Here is a 24677-nt window from a genome sequence, read left to right as displayed (position 1 = left end):
GCGGCCTAGGACTGAGCGGCCTAGGACTGAGAGGACGTCCCGTGGGATGGCATAACCCGCCGATCTCCTGGCGGGACTTCGAGAAACGGCTCTCCTGGAGATCCGACGGCGAAGAACGTCCCCGCGACGAGGTGGAGGAGCGCCCGGAGGCCGCTCGGGCCGCGGCCGTCCGCCGTTCCGAGCCTGAGATCGCGTGGGCGGAGCTGCACTGCCACTCCTCGTTCAGCTTCCTGGACGGGGCGAGCGAACCGGCCGCGCTGGCCGAGGAGGCGGCGCGGCTGGGCGTGGAGGCGATGGCGATCACCGACCACGACGGGATGTACGGCGCGGTGCAGTTCGCCCAGGCGGCGAACGAGCTGGGCGTCGGCACGATCTTCGGCGCGGAGCTCAGCCTCGGCCTGCCCGGCCCGCAGACCGGCGAACCCGATCCGGCCGGCGAACACCTGCTCGTCCTCGCCCGCGACGCCGCCGGCTACGGGCGGCTCTGCTCGGCGATCACGGCGGCGCAGCTGGACGGCGGGCAGAAGGGCCGTCCGGTCTACGACGTCGGCAAGCTGGCGAGCGCGCATGACGGGCACTGGGCGGTGCTGACCGGCTGCCGCAAGGGCGCGGTGCCGGCGGCGCTGGAGTCCGGCGGCCCGGCGGCGGCCGAACGCGAGCTGCGCCGCCTGGCGGAGATGTTCGGCCGCGACAACGTGTTCGTCGAGCTCGTCGACCACGACCAGCCCGACGACGACGTCCGCAACGACCTGCTCTTCGAGCTGGCGTCCCGTACCGGCCTCGGCGTCGTCGCCTCCAACAACGTGCACTTCGCCGCGCCCGGCCCCGACGCCCGGCTGGCCCAGGCCCTCGCGGCGGTGCGGGCGCGGCGCGGCCTCGACGACATGGTCGGCTGGCTGCCCGCGGGCGGCACCGCGCACGTGCGCACCGGCGCGGAGATGGCGGCCCGGCTCGCCCGCTTCCCCGGCGTGCGCGAACGGACCGTCGAGCTGGCGCGCTCGTGCGTGTTCGACTTCAAGGTCGTGGCGCCGAAGCTGCCCGACTGGCCCGTACCCGAGGGGCACGACGAGGCGAGCTGGCTGCGGCAGCTGGTGGCCGAGGGCGCGCGCAAACGGTACGGGCCGCCCGAACGCGAGAAGACACCCGGCGCGTACGCCCAGATCGCCAAGGAGCTCGACGTCATCGAGGCGCTCGGATTCCCGGGCTACTTCCTCATCGTCCACGACATCGTCAAGGCCTGCGAAGACCGCGACATCCTCTGCCAGGGGCGCGGGTCGGCGGCCAACTCGGCGGTCTGCTACGCCCTCGGCATCACCGGCGTCGACGCCGTCCAGCACGGGCTGCTCTTCGAACGGTTCCTGTCGCCGGGCCGCGACGGGCCGCCCGACATCGACCTGGACATCGAGCACCGCCGCCGCGAGGACATCATCCAGTACGTCTACGACAAGTACGGGCGCAAGTGCACGGCGCAGGTGGCCAACGTGATCAGTTACCGGCCGCGCATGGCGGTCCGCGACGCGGCGCGCGCGCTCGGCTTCTCCCCCGGCCAGCAGGACGCCTGGTCGAAGGGCATCGACCCGCGCGACCCCGTCGGCGCCGAGGCCGAGATCCCGACCGCCGTGACCGAGCTGGCGAGCCGCATGCTGAAGCTCCCCCGGCACCTGGGCATCCACTCGGGCGGCATGGTGATCGCCGATCGGCCCGTGGGCGAGGTCTGCCCGATCGAGTGGGCCACGAAGGCCGACCGCAGCGTCCTGCAGTGGGACAAGGACGACTGCGCGGCGGCCGGTCTGGTGAAGTTCGACCTTCTGGGCCTCGGCATGCTGGCGGCGCTGCATGACACGTTCGACCTGGTCGCCGAGCATCACGGCCAACGCTACGACCTGCAGTCGATCCCGTCCGAAGACCCGCTCGTCTACGACATGCTGTGCGACGCCGACACCGTCGGGGTGTTCCAGGTGGAGTCGCGGGCGCAGATGGCGACGCTGCCCCGGCTCAAGCCGCGCGAGTTCTACGACCTGGTCGTGGAGGTCGCGCTGATCCGGCCCGGCCCCATCCAGGGCGGCTCGGTCCACCCGTACCTGCGCCGCCGCAAGGGCGCCGAGCCGCCGCACTGCCCCCATCCGCTCATGCGGAACGCGCTCGCCCGCACCCTCGGCGTTCCGCTGTTCCAGGAGCAGATGATGCAGCTCGCGGTCGACTGCGCGGGCTTCTCACCGGCCGAGTCCGATTTGCTGCGGCAGGCGATGGGCGCCAAACGCGCGCCCGAACGGGTGGAACGGCTGCGCACCCGCCTCCTGGAGGGCATGGCCGAACGCGGCATCCCCGCCGACATCGCCGAGGACATCTACGAGAAGATCCTGGGCTTCACGGGGTTCGGCTTCCCCGAGTCGCACGCGCAGAGCTTCGCCCACCTGGTGTACGCGAGTTCCTGGCTCAAGCGGCACCACCCCGCCGCCTTCACGGCCGCGCTCGTCCGCAACCAGCCGATGGGGTTCTACAGCACCCAGTCGCTCTACGCCGACGCCCGCCGCCACGGCGTGGTCGTACGCCCCGTGGACATCAACGCCAGCGGCGCCCATCCGACCCTCGAAGAGCCGGTCCCGGTCGAGAGCGACCACCCGCACGCGCCCGGGGAGCCGCAGCCCGCGATCCGGATGGGCCTCACCGGCATTCGCAACCTGGGCGACGACGTGGCGGAGGCGATCGCCGCCGGCCGCCCGTACGCGAGCATGGAGGACCTGGCCCGCCGCGTTCCCCTCTCGTCGGCGGCCCTGGAGTCCCTGGCCACCGCGGGCGCCTTCACCAACCTCGGAGTCCGCACCCCCACCGCACACGCCGTAACCCACTGGCGCCAGGACTCCCTCACAGCGGTCGGCGGCACCGCTCCAAAGCCCGCCGACACCAACCCGCAACAGCAGCCGAACGGCCTCAAGCAGGCAGACGACCGATCACAGCAGGCAGACAAGCCAAGGCTCACCGACGACGACCAGCGGCAGCAGCCGGGCGAGCCAAGGGTTGCCGACGACGACCAGCGGCAGCGGGTAGATGAGCCAAGGGTTGCCGACGACGAGCGGCGGTGGCGGCAGGCTGGCGATCAAGGGAGGGGTCTGAGCCGCAGGGAGGCGCTGTGGGCGGCGGGGGCCTTGGCGGGGGCCGGGGCGGGGCAGTTGGAAGGCGTCACGCCCGGCGCGGCCGCGCCGCCCGGGTTGCCGGCGATGACGCCGGTCGAGGAGACGCTGGCGGATCTGTGGGCGACGGGGGTCTCGCACACCCACCCGATGGCGCACGTACGGGAGGCGCTGGACGAGCTCGGCGCACTGTCGTCCAAGCGGCTGGCGACGGCGCCCGGCGAGACCAACGTGGTGGTGGCGGGCCTCGTGACCCATCGGCAACGGCCTCCGACGGCGGGCGGCATCGTGTTCATCTCGCTGGAGGACGAGACCGGGATCATCAACGTGACGTGCCCGCCACAGGTGTTCCAGCGTTACCGGGCGCTGGCCGTCGACTCCCAGGCGTTGCTGGTGAGCGGGCGCCTGGAGAAGGCCGAGGGGGTGACCAGTGTCCGGGCGACGCGGCTGCGGCGGCTTCCGGTGCCGGGCAGGGTCCGGGCGCGCAACTTCCACTGACGACGCCGTGTCCGGATCCGGTCGCATGCTCGCTGACCTGGGCATTGGCATGGAATGTCGTTTTTGGCGAAACTTCCAATAACGCGATATGTCTTGACGACGGCCGGGGGCGGACGTAGGTCTGGGGATGCGGGCGGCGGCGCACACCCCGGGGAGTACCTCCATGTTCGGCGAGTACCGGTTCTCGTCCATCCCGTGCGGACGGGTCAGCAAGTGGGTCGTCCTCGTTGTCTGGCTCCTGCTCTTCGTCCCCGCCATCATGCTCGCGTCCAAGCTGACCGACGCCCAGAGCAACGAGGCGTCCGCCTGGCTGCCCAAGAACGCCGAGTCCACCCAGGTCGTCGAGCTGGCGGAGAAGTTCGTCCCGAGCGACACGTTCCCCGCCGTGGTGGTCCATCACCGCGACGGCGCCGCGATCACCGCCGCGGACCGCGCCAAGGCCACGGCCGACGCGGCCAGGCTGGCGCAGGTGACCGGCGACCCGCCCGGCGACGCCCCGGCTCGCAAGATCGTGCAGAGCGTGCAGGGGCCGCGGCCGTCCAAGGACGGCAAGGCGCTCCAGACGATCGTCAACGTCAAGGTCGGCGACGACGGCTGGGAACTCCTCGGCCCGGCGGTCAAGGACTTCCGTGACGTCGTCCAGTCCGGGGGCGCCGGGCTCGAAGCGCACGTCACCGGCCCGGCCGGTTACGGCGGCGACTTCAGCAACGTCTTCTCCGGCTTCGACGCGACCCTGCTCTACATCACCGCGGCCATCGTGATCGTCATCCTGCTGATCACCTATCGCAGCCCGGTGCTGTGGCTGGTGCCGCTGATCTGCGTGGCGATCTCGCTGCAGGCGGCGGAGGCGGTGGTCTACCTGCTCGCCGAGCACGCCGGGCTCACCGTGAACGGGCAGGCCGCGTTCATCCTCACCGTGATGGTGTTCGGCGTGGGCACCGACTACGCGCTGCTCCTCATCGCCCGCTATCGCGAGGAGCTCCGCAGGCACAGCGACCGGCACGAGGCGATGGCGTTCGCGCTGCACCGCGCGGGACCCGCGATCATCGCCAGCGGCTCCACCGTGGCGCTGAGCATGTTGTGCCTGCTCATGGCGATGCTCAACTCGACCAAGAGCATGGGACCGGTGATGGCGATCGGCGTGGCGGTGGCGCTCGCCGCGATGGTCACGCTGCTGCCCGCGCTCCTGGTCATCTTCGGCCGGTGGATGTTCTGGCCGGTCCGGCCGCGTTACGGCTCGCAGGAGCCGGCCGAACGCGGGTTCTGGGCGCGCGTGGGCACGTTCATCACCCCCCATCCGCGCCTGACCTGGCTCGTCACCGCGGTCGTCCTCGGAGGCATGGCGCTCGGCCTGGCCGGGCTCAAGACCGACTACCTGGCGCAGAAGGACTCCTTCAGCGCCGGCAAACCCGACTCGGTCGCGGGCGAGGAGGTCCTCGTCGCGCACTTCCCCGCCGGCACCGGCTCCCCGATCCAGGTGATCGCGAAGGCGCCGACGGCGAGCGGCGTGCAGGCTGCGCTGACCGGGGTGCCGAACCTCACCGACGTCAAACCGGCCGGCCGGCCCGTGGACGGGCTGGTCTACCTCGAAGGGACGCTGAACGCGCCACCCGACACCCAGGCCGGCTTCTCGATCGTCGAACGGGCCCGCGCGGCGGTCGACCGGGTTCCGGGCGCGGACGCCAAGGTCGGCGGCGCGAGCGCCGTCACCCTGGACATCAACAACGCGTCCCGGCACGACCAGAACCTCGTCATCCCGATCGTGCTCCTGGTCGTCTTCGGAATCCTCGCGGTGCTCCTGCGCGCCCTCGTCGCGCCACTGATCCTGGTCGCGACCGTGGTCCTGTCGTTCGCGGCGGCGCTCGGCGTGAGCGCGCTGGTGTTCACCCACCTCTTCGGCTTCGCGGGCTCGGATCCGTCCTTCCCGCTGTGGGCGTTCGTGTTCCTCGTGGCCCTCGGGACCGACTACAACATCTTCCTGATGACCCGCGTCCACGAGGAGGCCAAGCAGCACGGCACGCGGCGCGGCGCGCTCATCGGGCTGGCCGCGACCGGAGGCGTCATCACCTCGGCGGGCGCGGTGCTCGCGGGCACGTTCGCCGCGCTGGGCTCGCTGCCCCTGGTGTTCGTCACCGAGCTGGGCTTCGCCGTCGCGTTCGGCGTGCTGCTCGACACGTTCATCGTGCGGTCGGTCCTGGTCACGGCGCTCAACCTCGATCTGGGGCCGCGCATGTGGTGGCCGAGCGCCCTGGCCCGCGAGACGACGCCGCGCCCGGCCGACACCGCCGAGGACGAGACCGCTGCCGTACCCCGCTGATCGCGGTCTTTCGATGAGCACGGTCTCCCGATGAGCACGGCGCGCGCCGTCCCACACGGCTTCCCCGGCGCGCGCCGTCCCCTCTCGCACACCCCATCGGCCGGGCCGGGCTACCAGTTGGGGTGACCGATGTCCCTGTCGCCGGTGACGGCCACGTCGCCGGTGCCGTCAAGCCGGACGGCCCGGATGCGGGGGACGCTGTACGGGCCGCTCACGTAGGCGAGCCATTTGCCGTCGCGGGACCAGTTCGGATCCATCTCGTGCTCGGAGCCTTTGGTGACCCGGCTGTCCTGTGCGCCGTCGGAGGACATCACCCAGATGTCGCTGTTCGGGTACTCACCGCGCGTGTAGGCGATTTTCGTTCCGTCCGGTGACCACTCGGGGTCGTTGGTCCTGATCCTGTCCTCGCTCAGCTTCGTCCACGTGCCCGGGTCGTTGACGTTCAGCGTGTAGATCGCCTGATCCCCGTCCCGCTTGCTCCAGAACACGATCGTGTCGCTCTTGGGCGACCACATGGGGTCGTCCTTCTCGGAGCCGTCGGTGGTGAGCTGCCGGGTCGTCCCGTCCTTGACGTTCATGATGACGATCTGCTTGCGACCGTCGTACTCGCCCATGCCCGCCAGCCGGGTGCCGTCCGGCGACCAGGTCAGCCGGCCGCCCGCCAGCTCGGTGCTCAGCCGCTGCCGGCCGCTCCCGTCGCCGTTCATGATCCAGGCCTCGTGCCCGCCGGCGGTCCTGCGGGTGAACGCGACCTTGTCGCCGACGGGCGAACGTTCGGGCAGCATGTCGCACTGGGGTCCGCCGACCAGCGTTTCGACCTTCCCTGACCCGGGCGTGAAACGGCCGATGTCGCCGTGGCACTTGCCAGGCCAGCCCTTCTTGGTGTCGATACGCACGTACATCGCGGCGGTCGGCAGCGGCGCGGGTCCGGCGGCCGAGTCACCTCCGGGCTTCTTGTCGCCCGACTGCATGATCCAGAGCGTGGCACCGGCCCCCGTCGCCGCGACCAGGGTCAGCACGGCCGCGCCCGCAACGACGAGCCCACGGCGCTTCGGCCGTTCCGCGCGGGTCCGCGGCTGCTCGCTGACCGGCCGTGTGGCGGGCGGTTCGGTCGGCGCCTCGGCCGCGTGCGGCATCGCGGGCATCGGAGCGGATGGCATCGCAGGCGTCGGACCGGGCGGCATCGCGGGCATCGGACCGGGCGGCGGCAACGGAGAACGCTGTCGCATCCCCGGATCGGTCACCGTCTCCCCGGCGGGGTTCGTGTGCTCAGGCCCGCCCCGCCACGACGGGGAAGGTGCCGGGGGCGCGCCGTTGGCTCCAGGAAGAGCCTCTTTCGCCTCGGTGACGTCCGCCGCGTTCGCCCAGTGCTCGGCGGCAGGCGGTGGACCCGGCGGTCGCGCGGGCGGCGGCTGTGATCCTGCGGTCGCCGCCGGAGAAGGCCGCGGGCTCTCCGGCTCGGGCGGGGCGGCGAACGCCTCGCCCAGCTGGGTGGTGATCTCGGCCTCGCCGCCCGTCCCGCCCACCAGCGAAAGGAGCAGTTCTCGCGCGGAGGGACGGCGTTCCGGTTCCTTGTGGAGCGCGGCCCGGACGAGCGAGGCCAGCGGGTCGGTGAGGGCGCCCAGCTCGGGTTCGGCGTGCAGCGCACGGCCCACCATGATCTGGAACGAGCCGGTGCCGAACGGGTTGCGGCCGTTCGCCGCGTACGCGACGAGGCACCCCCACGCGAAGACGTCGACCGCGGGTGAGATCTGCTGGGTGAGGACCTGTTCGGGCGCGATGTAGCCGGGGGTGCCGACGACCTGGCCGGTCTTGGTGTGGGACGTGGCGGCGTCGAGCGCGCGGGCGATGCCGAAGTCGATGACGCGCGGCCCCGAGATCGACAGCAGCACGTTGCTCGGCTTGAGGTCGCGGTGGACCAGCCCGGCCGAGTGGATGGCGACGAGCGCGGCGGCCACGCCGACCGACACGCCGTGCAGCAGGCCCGGCGACAGCGGCCCGTCCTCCTGGATGTGCTGGAGCAGCGACGGGCCGTCGATGTACTCGGTGACCATGTACGCCATGCCGAGGTCCTCGCCGTGGTCGAGGACCTGCGCGGTGCAGAACGAGGCGACCCGTTCGGCGTTGGCCATCTCGTCGTTGAACCGCGACAGGAACGCGCGATCCTCGGCCAGCTCCGGCCGGACGACCTTGACCGCGACCAATTGGCCACCGGGGGCACGGCCCAGGTAGACCGCGCCCATCCCGCCCTCGCCGATCTTGGCTTCGAGCTCGTACGGTCCGACCCGCGTCGGGTCGTCGGAACGCAGGTCGCGCAACCCGGCCCCTGGCCGAGACCGCCGGTCCGACATGCCATCAACCCCTTGCACCCCGGGGGCCGCCCGCCCGTGCGGCGCCGCGGTCCCCACCCCGTGCCCACACGATGGCAGAGAGGCGCCTTTCAGGCCAGATGTCAGGACAGGTCAGGTCGCCATCATGTCGAGGCGCCGGAGGATGACCCCCTCGCGCATGGCCCAGGGGCAGACCTCCAGCTCGGCCAGCCCGAAGAGGTCCATGGCGGCGTCGGCGACGATCGCGCCCGCGGGAAGCTGGCCCGCGCGGCGTTCGGAGACGCCCGGGAGATCGGCACGTTCCACCGGGCTGATCTTGGCCAGCTTGTCGGCCCACTCGGTCAGCGCGTCATGCCGGAGGGTACGCCGCACGAACGGTCCCTCCGACGAGGGCGCGGCCCCGGCGATGCGGGCGAGCTGCTTGAACGTCTTGGACGTGGCCACCGCATGGTCGGGCGCCCCGTACCGCGCCACCTCACCGACATGGCGGGCGATCTCGGCGCGCACATGGCGGCGGAGCTTGCGCACCTCGTCGGCGGACGGCGGATCGGCGGTGAACCAGTCACGGGTGAGCCGCCCGGCGCCCAGCGGCAGCGAGATCGCCACGTCCGGGTCCTCGTCGATGCCCGCCGCGATCTCCAGCGAGCCGCCGCCGATGTCGACCACCAGCAGCCGCCCGGACGACCAGCCGAACCAGCGCCGCACGGCCAGGAAGGTCAGCCTGGCCTCGTCCGGGCCCGACAGGACGTTGATGTCGACCTGGAAGCGTTCCCGGATCCGGTCGAGCACCTCCTCGCCGTTGGCGGCGTCGCGCACCGCCGACGTCGCGAACGCGACGAGGGTCTCCACGCCCTTGTCCTCGGCGATCCGCAGCGCCTCCTCGACGAAGGCGCCGAGCCGCTCCTCGCCCTCGGTGGAGAGCCGGTCGTGCTCGTCGAGATGGGCCGCCAGCCGCAGCTCGGCCTTGTGCGAGAACGCCGGCAGCGGGCGCGCTCCCTGGTAGGCGTCCACCACCAGCAGATGCACCGTGTTCGAGCCGACGTCAAGCACTCCCAGTCGCATGGACCATGACGCTATCGAACCGGCGCACCGTCGGCCGCCTCGGAACCCGCCTCGGATACCGTTGCGTGCGTGAACGACCTGCGCAGCTGGCGCGTACCGCTGCCCCAGACCGCGGTGAAGTGCGCCGCGACGGTGGTGCTGGCGGCGCTGGCCGTCCTGTCGACGGGCGATCCGCAGCTGGTCTTCCTCGCCGGGATCGCCGCGCTCGGCGCCGGCGCGCTGGCCCTGCGCGACCTGCTGGCCCCCGTGCGCCTGACGGCCGACGCCGAAGGCCTGACCGTGGTGAGCGGGTACGCGGGCAAGCGCCGCGTACCCTGGCCCGACGTGACGGCGGTCCGGGTGGACGAGCGTCAGCGGCTCCTCATGCGCACTCGCCTGCTGGAGATCGAGACGCGGGACGACCTGCATCTGCTCAGCACCTTCGACCTGGGCGAAGACGTCCGCGACGTCGAGGCCGAACTCCTGCGCCTCAGCGCCCGCGACTGACCGCGGCGGCTCTTCCGCCGGTGAGTTAGGGTCACCTAAGCTCGAAGGAGCCGCCGCCGACCGAAACGAGGCAGCCCGCGCCATGCCCGACGATCTCTTTGGCCTGCCGCTGTGGGCGGCGCTCGCCGTCGCGATACTGATCATCTTCGTGCGGGGCCAGGCGTACTACTGGATCGGCCGCGGGCTCGGCGCCAAGATCTACACTTCCCGGGCCGGCCGCCGGATCGGCGAGCGGCGCCTGCGCAGGGTCGAGGCCCTGGTCGCGCGCCGGGGCGCCCTCGCCGTCTTCGCCGCCCACTGGGTCGCGGGGCTCCGGCACGCGATCCCGATCTGCGCGGGCGGGACGCGCATGCCGCTCCCCCGTTACCTGATCGCCAGCGCGCTCGGCTCGATCCTGTGGACCTCCATGGTCATGCTCGGCGGCTACGCGCTCGTCTGGGGCTGGCTGGAGATCGCGGCCCGCTCTCCCCTCATCGCCGCGGTCGTCGGCGTCGCCGTGCTCGGTCTCCTCGGCGCCTACCTCGCCTACCGGCGCCGCGGTCACGCACGTTCCGCCGAGACCCCGGACAAGGACGGAGCACACGTCTGACGGCGACCTGGTTCATCGAACGTCACTGACCGGCGTAGTTGCCCGCGTACGAGCCGGTGGGCGGAACCTCCTTGATCACATCGACCAGCACGCCGTCCGGGTCGGCGACGATGAAGTGCCGCTGCCCGAACTCCTCGGTGCGGATGGCGAGCTCGGGCGTCAGCCCCTCGGTGACGACGAGCCGTTCCCATTCGGCGTCGACGTCCTCGACCTCGAAGTTGAGCAGCAGTCCCTGGACCGGCCTGCGGTAGGCCTCGGGCACCGTCGGGTGGGTGTGGTCGAGCAGCGCCAGCTCGTACGGCCGGTCGCCCCCGCGCCGCAGGCTGATGTACCAGTCGGCCTCGAACGTGACCTCGAACCCGAACAGCCGGGTGTAGAAGTCGCGGGACTCGGCCAGCCGGGTGGAGCCGAGGACCGGATAGAAACTGGTCAATTTCATGGGGATTCCCTTCACGTACCAGCGGTATGTGAAGTACGCTAGTTGACCTACCATCGGTATGTCAACGGGAGCGCGCATGGCGACCAGAGCGGAGCAGCGGGAACGGACACGGCGGGCGCTCGTACGCGAGGGCAGACGCCTGTTCGCGACGAGGGGCTATGCCGCCGTGGGCCTGTCGGAGATCGTCCGGGCTGCCGGCGTCACCAAGGGCGCGCTCTACCACCACTTCGAGAGCAAGGCCGAACTGTTCGGCGCGGTCCTGGCCGAGGTCCAGCGCGAGGTCGCCGGCACGGTCGCCGCGACCGCCGACGCGCGCACCGACCCCTGGGACAGCTTCACCGCGGGCTGCCAGGCGTTCCTCACCGCGACCACGGACCCGGACATCCAGCGGATCATGCTCATCGACGGCCCGGCCGTGCTCGGCTGGACCGAGTGGCGCGCCATGGACGAGGCCGGCTCGGCCCGCCACCTGGCCGAGGCGCTCGCCGAGCTGATCGAGGCCGGTCTTCTCGCCCGCCAGCCCGTCGCCCCGCTCACCCACCTGCTGTCGGGCGCCATGAACGAAGCGGCCCTATGGCTCGCGAGCTCCCCCGAGTCCCTCGACGACACTCGGGCCGCCCTCACCCGGATGCTCGACGCCCTCCGCAGTGGCCCGCAACCGGCGCCATAGGCGTCGGCCTCAGACGGGAAGGTCCTCGTCGGTGGCCGGATAGGAGCTCTGCGCACCGGGTTTGCGGACGGCGGCGGCGCCCACACGTACCGCGTAGCGGGCCGCGTCGGCGAGGGTGTCGCCGCGGGCGAGGCGGAGGCAGAGGGCGGCGGTGAACGCGTCGCCGGCGCCCGTGGTGTCGACCGCCTCGACCTTGGGCGACGGAACGGCGGTGACGCCCGTGGCGTCGGCCGTGAGGGCGCCCTCGGCGCCGAGGGTGATGACCACCGAACGCGGGCCGCGCGCCAGGAGCGCCGTGGCCATCGCTTCGGGCTCGTCGCCGGCTCCCAGGAGGTACGCGGCCTCGTGCTCGTTGACGACCAGCGGGTCGCAGAGCGCCAGCAGGTCGTCGGGAACGGCCCGCGCCGGCGAGAGGTTGAGGACCACGCGGGCGCCGCCCGCGTCGGCGGCGCGGGCGGCGGCCTCGACCGTGGGGAGGGGGATCTCCAGCTGGAACGAGACGACGGCGGCCGACAGGAGCTCGGCGTCGACGTCGGAGGGGGCCAGGCGGGCGTTGGCGCCCGGCGAGACGATGATGCTGTTGTCGCCGTCCGGATCGAGGGTGATGAGGGCGACGCCGCTCGGACCGGGGGTGACCAGGAGATGCCCCAGGTCGACCCCGGCCTCGGAGAGCGCGGCCCGCAGCAGGTCGCCGTGGCCGTCGTCGCCGATCCGGCCGAGGATGGCGGTCCGGGCGCCGAGGCGGGCGGCGGCGACGGCCTGGTTGGCGCCCTTGCCGCCCGGATAGGTGGCGAGGTCCGAGCCGAGCACCGTCTCGCCCGGGGCGGGCCGCCGGTCGACGCTGACCACCAGGTCCGCGTTGACCGACCCCACGACGACTACTTCGTGCGTCACCTGAACTCCCACTGGTCGGACTAGGACGCGAACTCGGAGGCGTTGGCCTTGGTCGCGACCTTCACCGGCACGGCGTGCATTGACTCGATCTTGTCACCCTTCGCGGCCGCGATGGCACTCCGCACGGCGATCTGGCCGAGCAGCCGGGGCTGCTGGGCGACCGACGCGGTCATCGTGCCCGCCTGGACGGCCTTGATGCCGTCCGGGGTGCCGTCGAAACCGACGACCTTGACCTGACCGCCTGACTTGCCGCCCAGGGCCTTCACCGCGCCGAGGGCCATCTCGTCGTTCTCCGCGAAGACCCCGGTGATGCCCGGGTTGGACTGCAGGAGGTTGGTCATGACGTCCAGGCCCTTGGTTCGGTCGAAGTCCGCGGGCTGCCTGGCCACGATCTTGATGCCGGGGAAGGCCTTCATGCCCTCCGCGAAACCCTGACCGCGTTCGCGCGACGCCGAGGTGCCCGCCTGGCCCTGGATCCAGGCGACCTCGCCCTTGCCGCCCATCGCCTCGGCCAGCGTCTTGGCCGCGTCCCGGCCGCCCGCGACGTTGTCGGACGCGACGAGCTGGGCGACCTTGGCGTTGTTCACACCGCGGTCGGCCGCGATCACCGGGATGTCGGCCTTGTTGGCTGCCTGGACGGCGGGCGAGGCGGCGTCGGAGTCGACCGGGTTGACGATGATCGCCTTCATGCCCTGGGTGGTGAAGTTCTGCAGCTGGTTGGCCTGCTGGGACGCGTCGTTCTGCGCGTCGCCGACGGTGAGGTCGACGCCCTGCCGCCTGGCCTCGGCCTCGGCGCCCTGGCGCAGCTGGACGAAGAACGGGTTGTTGAGCGTCGAGACCGACAGGCCGATCTTGGTGCCGCCACCGCCCGTGCCCGAGCCGCCGCCGTTGACCGCGACGGCGATCGCCAGCGCGGCGACGGCCGCGACCACGACGCCTCCCCCGGCGTAGAGCTGGCGCGGGCTGAACGAGGTGCCCCGGCGGCGCAGGGTGTCGAGCAGCACGGCCAGCGCGATGACGACACCGATCACGACCTGCTGCCAGAACGCGTTCACCGACAGCAGGTTGAGGCCGTTGCGCAGCACCGCGAGGATCAGCGCGCCGACGAGGGTGCCGAACGCCCTGCCCTTGCCGCCCGACAGGCTCGCGCCGCCGATGACGACGGCCGCGATGGCGTCCAGCTCGTAGCCGGAGGCCGCCTGCGGCTGGGCGGAGGAGAGGCGGGCGGCGAGCACGATGCCCGCGACGGCGGCGAACGCGCCGGACAGGGCGTAGGTGACGAGCTTCTGCCGGGAGACCTTGATGCCCGACAGGCGGGCGGCCTCCTCGTTCCCGCCGATCGCGTACATCGCGCGCCCGCTGTAGGTGCGGGCCAGCACGAGCGCGGTCAGCAGTCCCATCGCCGCCATGACGATGACCGGGACGGGCAGGTACGAGCCGATCGTGTCACCGACGTGGGTCACCGCGTCCGGCACCGCGATCGGGCTGCCCTCGGAGATGACGAGCGCCAGGCCGCGCGCCACGCCGAGCATCGCGAGCGTGGCGATGAACGGCGGCAGCTTGCCGTAGGTGATGAGCGCGCCGTTGACCAGGCCCGCGGCGATGCCGACGGCGATGGCGACGACGAGCGCGACCGGCCAGGGCACGCCGTGTTCGGTGGCGGTCCAGGCGAGCACGACGGCCGACAGCGCGGCCACCGCGCCGACCGACAGGTCGATGCCGCCGGTGACGATGACGAACGTGACGCCGAACGCGAGGATGGCGACCACGGCCGCCTGGACCCCGACGTTCAGCAGGTTGTCGACGGTCAGGAAGTCGCCGGACAGCAGGGCCAGGGCCACCACCAGGATGACCAGGCCGGCCAGCGCCCCGTTCTCGCCGAGCAGCCGCGCGGCGGTCCGCCCGGACCCGCCGTTCTGCGAAGAAGGCCGCTTGCGCAGCGTGTCAGTGGACATCGGTTCCCTCCACCGCGGCCGTGCCGCCGTTCACGTCGGTGACGGCGAGCGCCATCACCGCGTCCTGTGTCGCCTCGCCGGCCGCGAGTTCGCCGGCCAGCCGCCCGCGCGCCATCACCAGCACCCGGTCGCTCATGCCCAGCACCTCGGGAAGGTCGCTGGAGATCATGAGCACCGCGTGCCCGGAGGCGGTGAGCCTGTTGATGAGCTGGTAGATCTCGACCTTGGCGCCGACGTCGATGCCGCGGGTCGGCTCGTCGAGGATGAGCACCTTCGCGTCGGCGAGCAGCCACTTGCCGATCACGATCTTCTGCTGGTTGCCGCCGGACAGCGTGCGCGCCTCCTGGCCCAGCCCGCTCATCCGCACGTTCAGCCTCCCGGCGATCTCCCCGGCCGCGCGGGCCTGCCCGCCGCGGTCGACGAACCCGCCGCGGCTGGCCCGCCCGAGGGTCACCAGGCCGAGGTTCTCGCGGACGTCGGCGCCGAGCACGAGGCCCTGGCCCTTGCGGTCCTCGGGGACCAGGCCGATCCCGGCCTCCATCGCGGCGTGCACGTCGCCGCCGCGCAGCCGCTTCCCGTCGACCAGGACCTCGCCGCCGTCGTACCGGTCCGCGCCGAAGATCGCGCGGGCCACCTCGGTCCGGCCGGCGCCGACCAGCCCGGCCAGGCCCACGACCTCACCCGCCCGGACCTCGAACGAGACGTCCGCGAAGGCGCCCGCGCGGCTGAGCCCGCGCACCTGGAGCAGCGGCTCCCCGGCGTCCGTCGGCTCGCGCGGGTACTGCTGCTCGATCGAACGCCCGACCATCAGCCGGACGAGCTCGTCGCGCGGGGTGTCCGCGGGCACCCGCGCGACGGACCGGCCGTCGCGCAGCACCGTCACCCGGTCGCCGATCCGCGGGATCTCCTCCAGGTGGTGGGTGATGAAGACGATCGCCACGCCCCGCTCGCGCAGCCGGCGGACGATCGCGAAGAGCTTGTCGACCTCGCTCGTGGTCAGCACGGCGGTGGGCTCGTCCATGATGAGCACCCGCGCCTCCTGGCCGAGCGCCTTGGCGATCTCCACCATCTGCGCGCGGGCGATGCCGAGGTCGCCCATGCGCCGCCGCGGGTCGGCGTCCACGCCCACCCGGTCGAGCAGCGCGCGGGCGTGCTCGTCCATCGCGCGCCTGTCGACGAGCCCGAACCGGCGCGGCGGGCGGCCGAGGAACAGGTTCTCCGCGACCGTCAGCTCCGGCACCAGGTTGAACTCCTGGTAGATGGTCGCGATGCCGAGATCCTGCGCGTCCTGCGCCGACCGGATCGCGGTCTCCTCGCCGTCGACCACGATGCGTCCGGCGTCGGGCCGGTAGGCGCCGGAGAGCGTCTTGATGAGGGTGCTCTTCCCGGCCCCGTTCTCACCGAGCAGCACATGGACCTCGCCTGGCCGCAGGTCGAAGTCGACCCCGTCCAGCGCGACCACGCCGGGGAAGGCCTTGCGCAGGCCGTGCACCCGCAGGATCTCGCCCGGCGTCGTGGATTCGTCCGTCATTGCGGGCCGCTCCCTTCCATCGAGTCGTGCTCGCCGCATGAGCGGCGCACCACCAGCCGTGCCGACAGCACCACCGACTCCCCCGCGCCGCCGCCGACGCGCTCGACCAGCCCGCGGACGGCCCGGCGCCCGAGCTCCTGGACGGGCTGGCCGATCGCCGTGATCGGCGGGTCGACGTGGGTGAACCACGGCAGGTCGTCGTAGGAGGCCAGCGCGACCTCGCCCGGGATCGCGAGCCCCCGCGACCGGATCTCGTCGAGGGCGCCGAGGGCCATCAGGTTGTCGCCGGCGACGATGACCTCGGGCGGCTCGGGCAGGTCGAGCAGCCGCGCCGCGCTGGCCCGGCCGCTCGCCGCCTGGAAGTCGCCCGCCTCCAGGTATTCGTCCCGGACCGGCAGCCCGTGGTCGCGCAGCGCGGCGGCGAACGCTGCCGTGCGCTCGCGTCCGGTGGACAGGAACGCCGGGCCCGAGATGAACGCGATCCGCCGGTGCCCGAGGCGCCGCAGATGCCCGACGAGCTCGCCGATGGCCGCCGTCCCGTCCGCGCGCACCGTGGGCACGTCCAGCCCGGGCAGCGTCCGGTCGAGGAACACCAGCGGCTTGCCGTCCCCCACCATGTCGCGGACGAGCGGAGTGATCTCGGCGGTGGGGCAGAGCAGCAGGCCGTCCACGCGCTGCTCCAGCAACGTGCGCACGTAGTGGTCCTGGCGCTCGGGGCGTTCGTCGGCGTTGCCGATCACGACCGAGTAGCCGAGCCCGCGCGCCTCGTCCTCCACCGCCCGGGCCAGCTCGGTGAAGAACGGGTTGAGGATGTCGCCGATGATCAGGCCGATCGTCCGGGTGGCGTCGGTGCGCAGCGACCGGGCCACGGCGTTCGGCCGGTAGCCGAGCTCCGCCACCGCCGCGAGGACCCGGTCCCGGGTCTCCGGCGTGACGGGCGCGCTGTCGTTGAGGACGCGGGAGACCGTGGCGACGGAGACCCCCGCCAGCCGGGCGACGTCCTTGACGCTCGCCATCCCCACCTCCCGGACCGCCGTGTAAACGATTACATCGTCCTTCGTGTAAACGTTTACACGCATCTCGTTCATCCCGCAAGTGCGCCCCGTCCCACCCGGCTCAGCAGGGCGACAGCGCCGAGAGATCGACGACGTCCGCCAGCTCCTCGACGGACGCGTAGTAGCCGCGCCCGACGAGCCCGCCCTCGGCGGTCACCAGGAACGCGCTCGTCACGTCGGGCGAGATCCCCGCGAAGTCGGCCCAGACCCGGTGCGCGCCCACCAGGCGGACACCGGTCACCCGTAACGCCCCCGGACCCGCCCAGCAGCGCGACTGCCCCCGATCACTCTCCATGAGATCAAAGTTACGATCCGCTACATCGCCGCTACCGCGCCGCCCCCGCCAGTAGCCTGAGCCGACGTGAGCGAAGTCCACGAATCACGGCTTGCACGGCGGGTGGCGGACGCGGCCGAGGGCCTCCTCCAACAGACCGGATCGGTCTCTCCGATCGAGATCTTCCTGAGCATCGGCTGGCTGCGGCGCCCACGCGTGGACGAGTGGCGCCAGGGCAGGCTCCTCCATCTGGAGGCGGCCCTCTCCGTACGCCCGGACAAGATCTCGACCGCCCTGCAGGCGTTGCGTGCCTGGGCCGAGCGCACGGGCCTGGAACCGAGCCAGACGGCGTACATCGCGGCCACCCGCGACCGCCGCCCGTTGCGCTTCACCGCGTCGGGCGACGAGGAGAGAGAACAGGCCTACCGCACCCACTGGATCTCCCCCGGCCTCTCCCCCGCCCAGCGCGAACGACTCTCCGCCAAGCAGAACAAGGCCCCGGATCTGGTGGCGATCCTGCCGCTCAAGGAGTGGACCTGCGCCGGCTGCCACGGCACCGGCGAGTTCCTCGTCATGGAGGACGCCGCACCGCACTGCCTCGCCTGCGCCGACATGGACCACCTGGTGTTCCTTCCCGCCGACGACGCCGCGCTGAGCCGCCGCGCCAAGAAGGAGAGCGGGCTGTCGGCCGTGGTGATGCGGCTCAACCGGCGGCGCAAGCGGTACGAGCGGCGCGGCGTCCTCGTCGAGGAGGCCGCGCTCGAACGCGCCGAAGAGCGGTGCCTGGCCGACGAGGACGCACGGGCACGCCGCCGCGAGCGCGACCGGGACCGGCGCGAACGGCTGGACGTGGTCTTCCAGCGCCGGCTGGCCGCCGAGATCCTGCGGCTGTTCCCCGGCTGCCCGCACGCCCGGGCCGAAGAGATCGCCCGGCACGCGGCGGTCCGCGGCAGCGGCCGGGTCGGCCGGTCGGCGGCGGCCCAGGCGCTCGACGAGAACGCGGTCACCCTCGCCGTCGTGGCGTCCGTACGCCATCTGGACACCGACTACGACGCGCGGCTGATGTCGGGAGTCCCGCGCCAGGACGCCCGGGCCGCCATCCGCGCGACCGTCGACACGATCCTGGACCGATGGCGGCGGCCGGCCCGTTGACTCCCTGGCGACCTCATGCACCTCGGGTCCTTCGAGGAGGCTACTTCAGCGGTACCCCTTATCCGCGGGTGCCGAGGAACTCGGTGCGGGCGACGACGGCGGTGTCGGGGTTGTCGCTGAAGAGGGCGTCGATTCCGGTGCGGTAGAAGAGGTCGTACTCCTTGAGCGCCTGGCCGTAGTCGCTCCGCACCGTGCCCCTGCGGAGGTCGGCCGGCAGGAAGTCGTTCTCGTTGCGGAAGGTGTACGGCGCGACCTTCAGCCGGGCCGCGTGCGCGTCCTTGACGAGGGACGACGGGGTGCCGATCGAGCCGTCCGCCTTACGCGGGATGACGAGGTTCTTCTCCGGTCCGATCCAGTCGGCGTAGGTGCGGACCCGCCGGAGCCCCGCCGGGGTGATCATCTCGGCGTAGGTGGGTCCCGAGCCGCCGGCCACGGTGTCGTACGGGGCGCCCGCCGCCGAGATCGCCTGCAGCGCGGGCACGCGCAGCGCCCTGGTGAGGATGCGCAGGCTGGTCGGTTCGAACGACTGGACGATGGCGCGGCCGTCGCGGTGGTCGAGGCCGTTGCGCTTCAGCGTCGCGATGACCGCGGGTTCGAGCGGCAGCCCGATCGAGCGGAAGTACGTCGGGTGCTTGGTCTCGGGAAAGACGCCGACGCGGCGGTCGTGCCTGCGGCTCAGCCGCTTGGCGAGATCGATGACCTCCTGCAGGGTCGGCACCTGGTAGCGGCCGTCGTAGAGGGTGTTCTCCTGCCGGACGGCGGGCAGCCGCTCCGCCGCGCGCAACGTCCTGAGCTCGGCGAGCGTGAAGTCCTCGGTGAACCAGCCCGTGACCTTCGCCCCGTCGATCGTCTTGGTCGTCCTGCGGCCCGCGAACTCCGGCCTCCTGGCGACGTCGGTCGTACCGCCGATCTCGTTCTCGTGACGGGCGACGAGCTGGCCGTCCTTGGTCGGCACCAGGTCGGGCTCGATGTAGTCGGCGCCCATCTGGACCGCGAGCTCGTACGAGGCGAGGGTGTGCTCGGGCCGGTAGCCGGAGGCACCACGGTGCCCGAGCACGAGCGGCCCGCGCGCCCCGGCCGCGTTCCCCGCCGGGGCCGCCTCCGCGGACCCCACGACCGCGAGCATCGGCAGCAACACCGCGCCCGCCGCCAGCAGGGCGGCCTTCGCGCGGCCCCTGCCGCGGACCTTCCCCCTCAGGGCTGTACCGGCGACCATCTCGGCTCCTCTCCCGCGGTGCTCCCCCGGGCGACCGTCGCCGGGCAGATCACCACCGCCCGGAACGTATCCGGCGCCGGGTACCCCGGCCAGGGCCTGACCGGTGACGGCCCGGCCAACCTTGATCGTCGATGCGGTGAACGGCGCCGGCGTCACCCACCGGGCCCGAACCGGCCGAGGCACCGCGCGGCGCGGGTTATCGTCGGTTCCGTGCCGATCCCACGCCCGCGCCGGCCGAGGCCGCGCGTCCTCTGCTTTCTTCTGCTCGCAGGCATGACGGGCTACGCGTTCGCGTGGATCGCCGTCAGCCTCACCATCCTCGCGATGAGCACCTCGGCCAGGTCGGCCCACGGGTCCACGGTGAGCGTCTCGGGAGTCCACAACTTCGCCCATGTCGACGACCGTTTGTGGCGCGGCGCAGCGCCCACGGCCGACGGTTACCGCCGCCTCGCCGCCCTCGGCGTGCGCACGGTCGTGGACCTGCGCGCCGAAGACCTGGCCCCGGCCGAGCTGCGGCTTCCGGCGGACGCCGGGCTGGCGGTCGTGCGGATGCCCATGCGCGACGGCCAGGCCCCGACGCCGGGCCAGGTCGAGCGGTTCCTGGCGGCGGTCGAGCGGACGCCGGGCACGGTGTTCGTGCACTGCGGCGCGGGCGTCGGCCGCACCGGCTCGATGTCCGCGGCCTATCTCGTGCGCACCGGCCAGGCGAGCGCGGCGGACGCGACGCAGCGCAGCCTGGCGGTCGGCCCGCCCACCCTTGAGCAGGTCGCGTTCATGCGGGGACTGAACGGCGACCGCGTCTCACGGCCCCCGGCGGCGGTGGTGGCGCTCAGCCGGATCGCCGACTCCCCGCGCCGTTCCTGGGCCCGCCTCGGCTTCTGACGCGCCTTCGATTCCGCCTTCGAAAACCCGGGATAAGTGCCACCCCTTAAGCGCACCCTGCCCGTGGCGCCGCCGGCCCGCGCCGCCGGGTACCCCCGTTCAGCCCGTTCACCTGGGGTGGCGGCACTACGAGTCACCCTCCTCGTAGGTAGCGCCCGTTAATCGGGGTCGGCCACGATGTGCGCCCGTCCTCCCCGCCGAAATCCTGATCTCCGATGGCAGGCCATCGGAACTCAGGTTCTCGACGGGGAGAGACAGTTGAAGGAGCACGCACCACAATCGCCCGCCGTCGTCGGACTGCTCCCGGAGTTCGGGTGTTTTCTCAACGACGCGCAAGTGACCCTGCCGCGCGCACCGGGCCGGCTGCTGATCCAGCTCGCCCTGGTGGGCGAGGCGTCCCGGAGGGCGATCGCGGCGAGCCTCTGGCCCGACACCGACCCCCTCCACGCGACCAAACGGCTGAGCCAGGCACTCTGGCGCATCCGTGACAGGACCGGGGACGCCCTGCTCAAGGCCGAGGCGGACCGGTTGCGCCTGGCCGACGGCGTCTCGGTGGACTACTGGGCCGCGAAGGCGATCGCGCACAACATCCTCAAGGGGATCAGCCGGCCAGCCGACCCCGACCCGCTGGTCGTGAAGATGCTCAGCACCGAACTGCTGCGCGAGCTGGACGACGACGAGATCGACCGGGAACGCGAACGGTGGGACCGCCTCCGGACCCTGGCCCTGGAGAGGATGGCGGACGACCTGCTCCGGCGCGGCGACCCGGACAAGACCATCGAGATCGCGCTGCTCGCGTCGGAGGTCGACGAGCTCGCGGAGGGGCCGCAGCTGCTGCTGGCGTCCGCGCACCTCACCCGCGGCGACACGATCAGCGCACGCCGCGTCTACCGGCGTTACACCGAGACGGTGCGGCGGGAGCTGCAGGTCGAGCCGAGCGCCGCGTTCCGCGAGCTGGTCTCGCTGGGAGGAGGGCCGAGCACGCGCTGACCGGTGCACCCCGCCTGCCTCGCGAACGGATCACGGCCCGGCCTCTGACCGGCCACCGTGGAATCCGGCACCCTTCCATGCAAAGATGCGGAACCGTCGAAGCACAGATCTTGCTCCGCATCTGAACGGAAGACGTGACATGGCGTCACCTGCCGGTCCGACGACTCCCCAGCCGCCTCCGCTGGTCGGGCGTCACGATGTGCTCGACGCGTTCGACCGGACTCTGGACTCCTGGCAGGACGGCGGGTTCCGGCATCTGACGCTCGTCGGGGAGCCCGGGATGGGCAAGACCCGGCTCCTCAGGGAACTCCAGCGCGCCGCCCGGGCCCGCGATCTGCCGACCCTGGAGGGGCGGGCGGCGCAGTTCGAGCAGGACACGCCGTTCGGCCTGGTCGTCGACGCCCTCGACGACCAGGTCGAGGGAACGGACCTGGAGCTCGACGCCGACCTGCGCCGGCTGCTGGCGCCGGTCTTCCCCGTCCTCGCGCCCGACCCCGCGGCGGCGCGGTCCGAAGCGGCGCGGATCGAGGACCTCTCGGGGCTGGCGCGGCACCATCTGCACAAGGCGATGCGCAAGCTGCTGGACCTCATCGCGGGTCCCGAGGGCCTGGTGCTGCTCCTCGACGACGTGCACTGGGCCGACGACCCGTCCCTCGACTTCCTCGACTACCTGGTGCGGCATCCTCCGCGCTCCAAGGTGCTGCTCGGGCTGGCCTACCGGCCCGCGCAGGCCTCGTCCCGGCTGATGACGCTCACCGAGGGGATCAACATCGAGGTCCGGCCGCTCACCGACACCGAGGCCGCGGAGATCCTCGGCCCGCGGGTCGGCGGCCCGCCCAGCCGGGAGCTCTTGCGCGCCGGCGGCGGCAACCCGTTCTATCTGGAGGCTCTCGCCCAGATGAACGAGGCGAAGACCGCCGCCCCGGAGGGCGGTGACGGCGACGCGATGCCGGATCTGCCGCTCGCCGTCCGGGCGGCGCTGCAGGCCGAGTTCGCCGGCCTGTCTTCCACGGCGCTCACGGCGGCCCGCGCGGGGGCCGTCGCGGCCGGCGAGTTCGGGGCACAGCTGGCCGCGGTCGCCATGGGAAGGTCCGAGGACGAAGCGCTGGCGGCCCTGGACGAGCTCGTCGAGCGGGACATCATCCGGCTCACGGCGCCCACCCGTTTCCAGTTCCGTCATCCGCTCGTCCGGCAGGCCGCCTACGAGTCGGCCCCGGCCGGCTGGCGGCTGGGAGTTCACGCCCGCCTCGCCGACTACCTGGGCAGGTCGGGCGCACCGGCGACGGTGCGCGCCCGGCATGTGGAACGCTCGGCCCGCGACGGCGACCGGGCCGCCATCAGCACGCTGATCGAGGCCGGCCGTTCCGTCCGCACGCACGCGCCCAGCACGGCCGCGCACTGGCTGAAAGCGGCGCTCGGGCTGATGCCGCATGGGTCCGCCGAGGAGAGCGCGGCCGAGCGGCACGGGGAAGAACGGGACTTGGAGCAGGACCGGGTCCCGTCGCGGAGCGAACTCCTCTTCGAGCTCCTCCAGGTGCAGGCGGTCAGCGGCCAGGCGGAGGAGGGCACCGACACAGCGCGCACGCTGCTCCAGCTCCTTCCCGTCCACGACCACGTCCGCCGCGCCAGGGTGGTCCAGTTGTACGGGGTCATGCAGCGGCAGCTCGGCAGGCACGCGTACGCCCGCGCGCTCGTCCGCGAGGAGCTGGACCGCATCTCCGACCCCAAGACGGCCGCCGCCGCGATGCTCAACCTCCGGCGCACCGCCGACCTGCTGCAGAGCCTCGACATCGCGGGAGCGCACGCGACGCTCGACCAGATCCCGGAGAACGTCCCCGGCTGGGACCCGGGACTGGAGATCGCGGTAGCCGCCATGCGGCCGCTGGTCGCCTACGGCGAGGGACACGTCCTCGACGCCCTCCGGCAGGTCGATCTCGTGGGCGTGCTGTTCGACCAGACCTCCGACGAGCAGCTGGCCCGGTACATGGACTCCCTGGTCTGGCTCGGCTGGACCGAGGTGCTGCTCGGCAGGTACGACGCCGCGTTCCGGCATCTCGAACGGCTCACGACGGTCACACGCGTCACAGGGCAGAGCTACATCCTCGCCTACCTGCTCTCCGCGCAGGCGAGGGTTTTCGTGCTGCGGGGGCAGCTGTCGGACGCGGTGGTGCCCGGCGAGGAGGCCGCGGAGATCGCCCGCCTCCTGAGGTCCGGGGAGAGCCTGACCTACGCGCTCACCCAGCAATGCCTGCGGGCCAGTTACGAGGGCGACCACGACCAGGCCCTCGCGCTCGGCGAGGAGGCCGTGAAGAACGATCCCTGCACCGGTGAATGGGGCGGGAGCATGGCCCGCTTCGGCTTCGCCGCGGCGCTGGTGGCGGCCGGGCGGCTGGACGAGGGAGCGGCGGCGATCCGCGAGCTGTGGAACGACGACACCGCCTCCCGGCTCGATCCCGGCACCCAGGTCTCCTGCGCCGAACGGATGGTCTTCGTCCAGTCCTCGCTCGGGCGGTCCGAGGAGGCCCTGCGGTGGGCGAGCCTCGCCGAGGCGATCGCCCATCCCGACCTCCCCGGCGAGACCGGGCTCGCCCGGCTCGGCCGGGCGCACGCGCAGCGCCTGGCCGATCCCGTCGCGGCCGCGCGATCCGCGGCGGACGCGGCGGAGCTGCTGCTGGCCGCGGGCCGCAGGCCCGATGCCGGGCACGCGGAGCTGACCGCCGGGCTCGCCCACAGCGAGGCCGGCCAGCGCGCCGCCGCCCGGCTGCGGCTGCAGGCCGCGCGAGAGATCTTCGAAGCGTGCTCGATGCGGGGACTGCACGCCCAGGTGGTCCGCGAGCAGCGCCGCCTGGGCGTCTACGTGCCGACGGTGACCAGCCGTTCGGGAGGGGGCCACGGCCTGTCCCGGCGGGAGCTGGAGGTGGCCACGCTCGCCGTCGCGGGCGACTCCAACCAGGAGATCGCCGAGAAGCTCTTCATCAGCGTCCGCACCGTGGAGACGCACATGTCCCACATCTTCGCCAAGCTGGGCGTCACCTCCCGTGTCGGCGTGGCGACGGCGCTGGCCGAGTCGGCGCGCTGAGCCCGCGAACCGCGTGACACCTGCGGAATGTCGTGGTTTCCCACGATGCGACCCGCAAGGGGAGCACGAAGGATCGGGGTGACGTCCCGCGCTGATCCGCACCGCTCTGACCTCACGCGACCTCGCG

The 24677-nt window shown here is 72.5% G+C and carries 18 protein-coding genes; 9 read left to right on the top strand and 9 right to left on the bottom strand.

Features of this window, described 5'->3' with window-relative positions:
* Nucleotides 1–41: 41 nt before the first annotated feature.
* Both ABD333_RS25865 and ABD333_RS25860 read left to right on the top strand, forming a co-directional pair.
* On the top strand, nt 42–3629 hold the full coding sequence (locus ABD333_RS25865) for an error-prone DNA polymerase (RefSeq protein WP_344544972.1): 3588 nt from the start codon (nt 42–44) through the stop codon (nt 3627–3629).
* Between the two features lie 163 nt (nt 3630–3792).
* A complete protein-coding gene (locus ABD333_RS25860; protein WP_344544971.1) occupies nt 3793–5946 on the top strand; it encodes an MMPL family transporter in 2154 nt (717 codons plus the stop codon).
* A 110-nt stretch (nt 5947–6056) separates the two neighbouring features.
* Here the strand turns inward: ABD333_RS25860 and ABD333_RS25855 are convergent, their stop codons facing one another.
* Both ABD333_RS25855 and ABD333_RS25850 read right to left on the bottom strand, forming a co-directional pair.
* Nucleotides 6057–8297, bottom strand: a complete 2241-nt coding sequence (locus ABD333_RS25855; RefSeq protein WP_344544969.1) for a protein kinase domain-containing protein — start codon at nt 8295–8297, stop codon at nt 6057–6059.
* A gap of 111 nt (nt 8298–8408) precedes the next feature.
* A complete protein-coding gene (locus ABD333_RS25850) occupies nt 8409–9338 on the bottom strand; it encodes a Ppx/GppA family phosphatase (protein ID WP_344544967.1) in 930 nt (309 codons plus the stop codon).
* A gap of 69 nt (nt 9339–9407) precedes the next feature.
* Here ABD333_RS25850 and ABD333_RS25845 point away from each other — a divergent pair, with 69 nt between their 5' ends.
* Both ABD333_RS25845 and ABD333_RS25840 read left to right on the top strand, forming a co-directional pair.
* Nucleotides 9408–9824, top strand: coding sequence for a PH domain-containing protein (locus ABD333_RS25845; RefSeq protein ID WP_344544965.1), 417 nt, complete (start codon nt 9408–9410; stop codon nt 9822–9824).
* 82 nt (nt 9825–9906) lie between these two features.
* Nucleotides 9907–10413 (top strand): DedA family protein, encoded by a 507-nt coding sequence (locus ABD333_RS25840; RefSeq protein WP_344544963.1) that lies wholly within the window; start codon nt 9907–9909, stop codon nt 10411–10413.
* A gap of 22 nt (nt 10414–10435) precedes the next feature.
* Here ABD333_RS25840 and ABD333_RS25835 read toward each other — a convergent pair whose 3' ends face one another.
* Complete coding sequence (locus ABD333_RS25835; protein WP_344544962.1) at nt 10436–10852, bottom strand: VOC family protein; 417 nt, start codon at nt 10850–10852, stop codon at nt 10436–10438.
* A 76-nt stretch (nt 10853–10928) separates the two neighbouring features.
* Between ABD333_RS25835 and ABD333_RS25830 the strand changes: the two genes are divergently transcribed.
* A complete protein-coding gene (locus ABD333_RS25830; protein ID WP_344544960.1) occupies nt 10929–11522 on the top strand; it encodes a TetR/AcrR family transcriptional regulator in 594 nt (197 codons plus the stop codon).
* Nucleotides 11523–11531: 9 nt separating this feature from the next.
* Here the strand turns inward: ABD333_RS25830 and ABD333_RS25825 are convergent, their stop codons facing one another.
* The 5 genes from ABD333_RS25825 to ABD333_RS25805 form a co-directional block, all read right to left on the bottom strand.
* A complete protein-coding gene (locus tag ABD333_RS25825) occupies nt 11532–12416 on the bottom strand; it encodes a ribokinase (protein WP_344544958.1) in 885 nt (294 codons plus the stop codon).
* Nucleotides 12417–12436: 20 nt separating this feature from the next.
* On the bottom strand, nt 12437–14371 hold the full coding sequence (locus ABD333_RS25820) for an ABC transporter permease/substrate-binding protein (RefSeq protein WP_344544956.1): 1935 nt from the start codon (nt 14369–14371) through the stop codon (nt 12437–12439).
* Nucleotides 14361–15902: a sugar ABC transporter ATP-binding protein gene (locus tag ABD333_RS25815; RefSeq protein WP_344544954.1), complete on the bottom strand. Its 1542-nt coding sequence runs from the start codon at nt 15900–15902 to the stop codon at nt 14361–14363. The genes ABD333_RS25820 and ABD333_RS25815 overlap by 11 nt, the downstream gene beginning before the upstream one ends.
* Nucleotides 15899–16918, bottom strand: coding sequence for a LacI family DNA-binding transcriptional regulator (locus ABD333_RS25810; RefSeq protein WP_344544952.1), 1020 nt, complete (start codon nt 16916–16918; stop codon nt 15899–15901). The genes ABD333_RS25815 and ABD333_RS25810 overlap by 4 nt, the downstream gene beginning before the upstream one ends.
* 100 nt (nt 16919–17018) lie before the next feature.
* Nucleotides 17019–17252: a hypothetical protein gene (locus ABD333_RS25805; protein WP_344544950.1), complete on the bottom strand. Its 234-nt coding sequence runs from the start codon at nt 17250–17252 to the stop codon at nt 17019–17021.
* A gap of 66 nt (nt 17253–17318) precedes the next feature.
* Between ABD333_RS25805 and ABD333_RS25800 the strand changes: the two genes are divergently transcribed.
* Nucleotides 17319–18383 carry a DUF2293 domain-containing protein gene (locus tag ABD333_RS25800; protein ID WP_344544949.1) on the top strand — a complete coding sequence of 355 codons (1065 nt, stop codon included), beginning with the start codon at nt 17319–17321 and terminating at the stop codon, nt 18381–18383.
* A gap of 58 nt (nt 18384–18441) precedes the next feature.
* Here ABD333_RS25800 and ABD333_RS25795 read toward each other — a convergent pair whose 3' ends face one another.
* Nucleotides 18442–19599, bottom strand: a complete 1158-nt coding sequence (locus ABD333_RS25795; protein WP_344544948.1) for a glycerophosphodiester phosphodiesterase — start codon at nt 19597–19599, stop codon at nt 18442–18444.
* Between the two features lie 273 nt (nt 19600–19872).
* Here ABD333_RS25795 and ABD333_RS25790 point away from each other — a divergent pair, with 273 nt between their 5' ends.
* The 3 genes from ABD333_RS25790 (at nt 19873) to ABD333_RS25780 (ending at nt 24550) form a co-directional block, all read left to right on the top strand.
* Complete coding sequence (locus ABD333_RS25790; protein ID WP_344544947.1) at nt 19873–20481, top strand: fused DSP-PTPase phosphatase/NAD kinase-like protein; 609 nt, start codon at nt 19873–19875, stop codon at nt 20479–20481.
* A gap of 258 nt (nt 20482–20739) precedes the next feature.
* Entirely contained in the window at nt 20740–21471 is a 732-nt protein-coding gene (locus ABD333_RS25785) for an AfsR/SARP family transcriptional regulator (protein WP_344544946.1), read from the top strand.
* Between the two features lie 139 nt (nt 21472–21610).
* Nucleotides 21611–24550: a helix-turn-helix transcriptional regulator gene (locus ABD333_RS25780; RefSeq protein ID WP_344544944.1), complete on the top strand. Its 2940-nt coding sequence runs from the start codon at nt 21611–21613 to the stop codon at nt 24548–24550.
* The last annotated feature ends 127 nt before the right edge of the window (nt 24551–24677 follow it).

The organism is Actinomadura fulvescens, from assembly GCF_039533225.1.
Classification (GTDB): domain Bacteria; phylum Actinomycetota; class Actinomycetes; order Streptosporangiales; family Streptosporangiaceae; genus Spirillospora; species Spirillospora fulvescens.
Note: the sequence above shows the minus strand (reverse complement) of the source record. Positions and strands in the feature narration are given on the sequence as shown.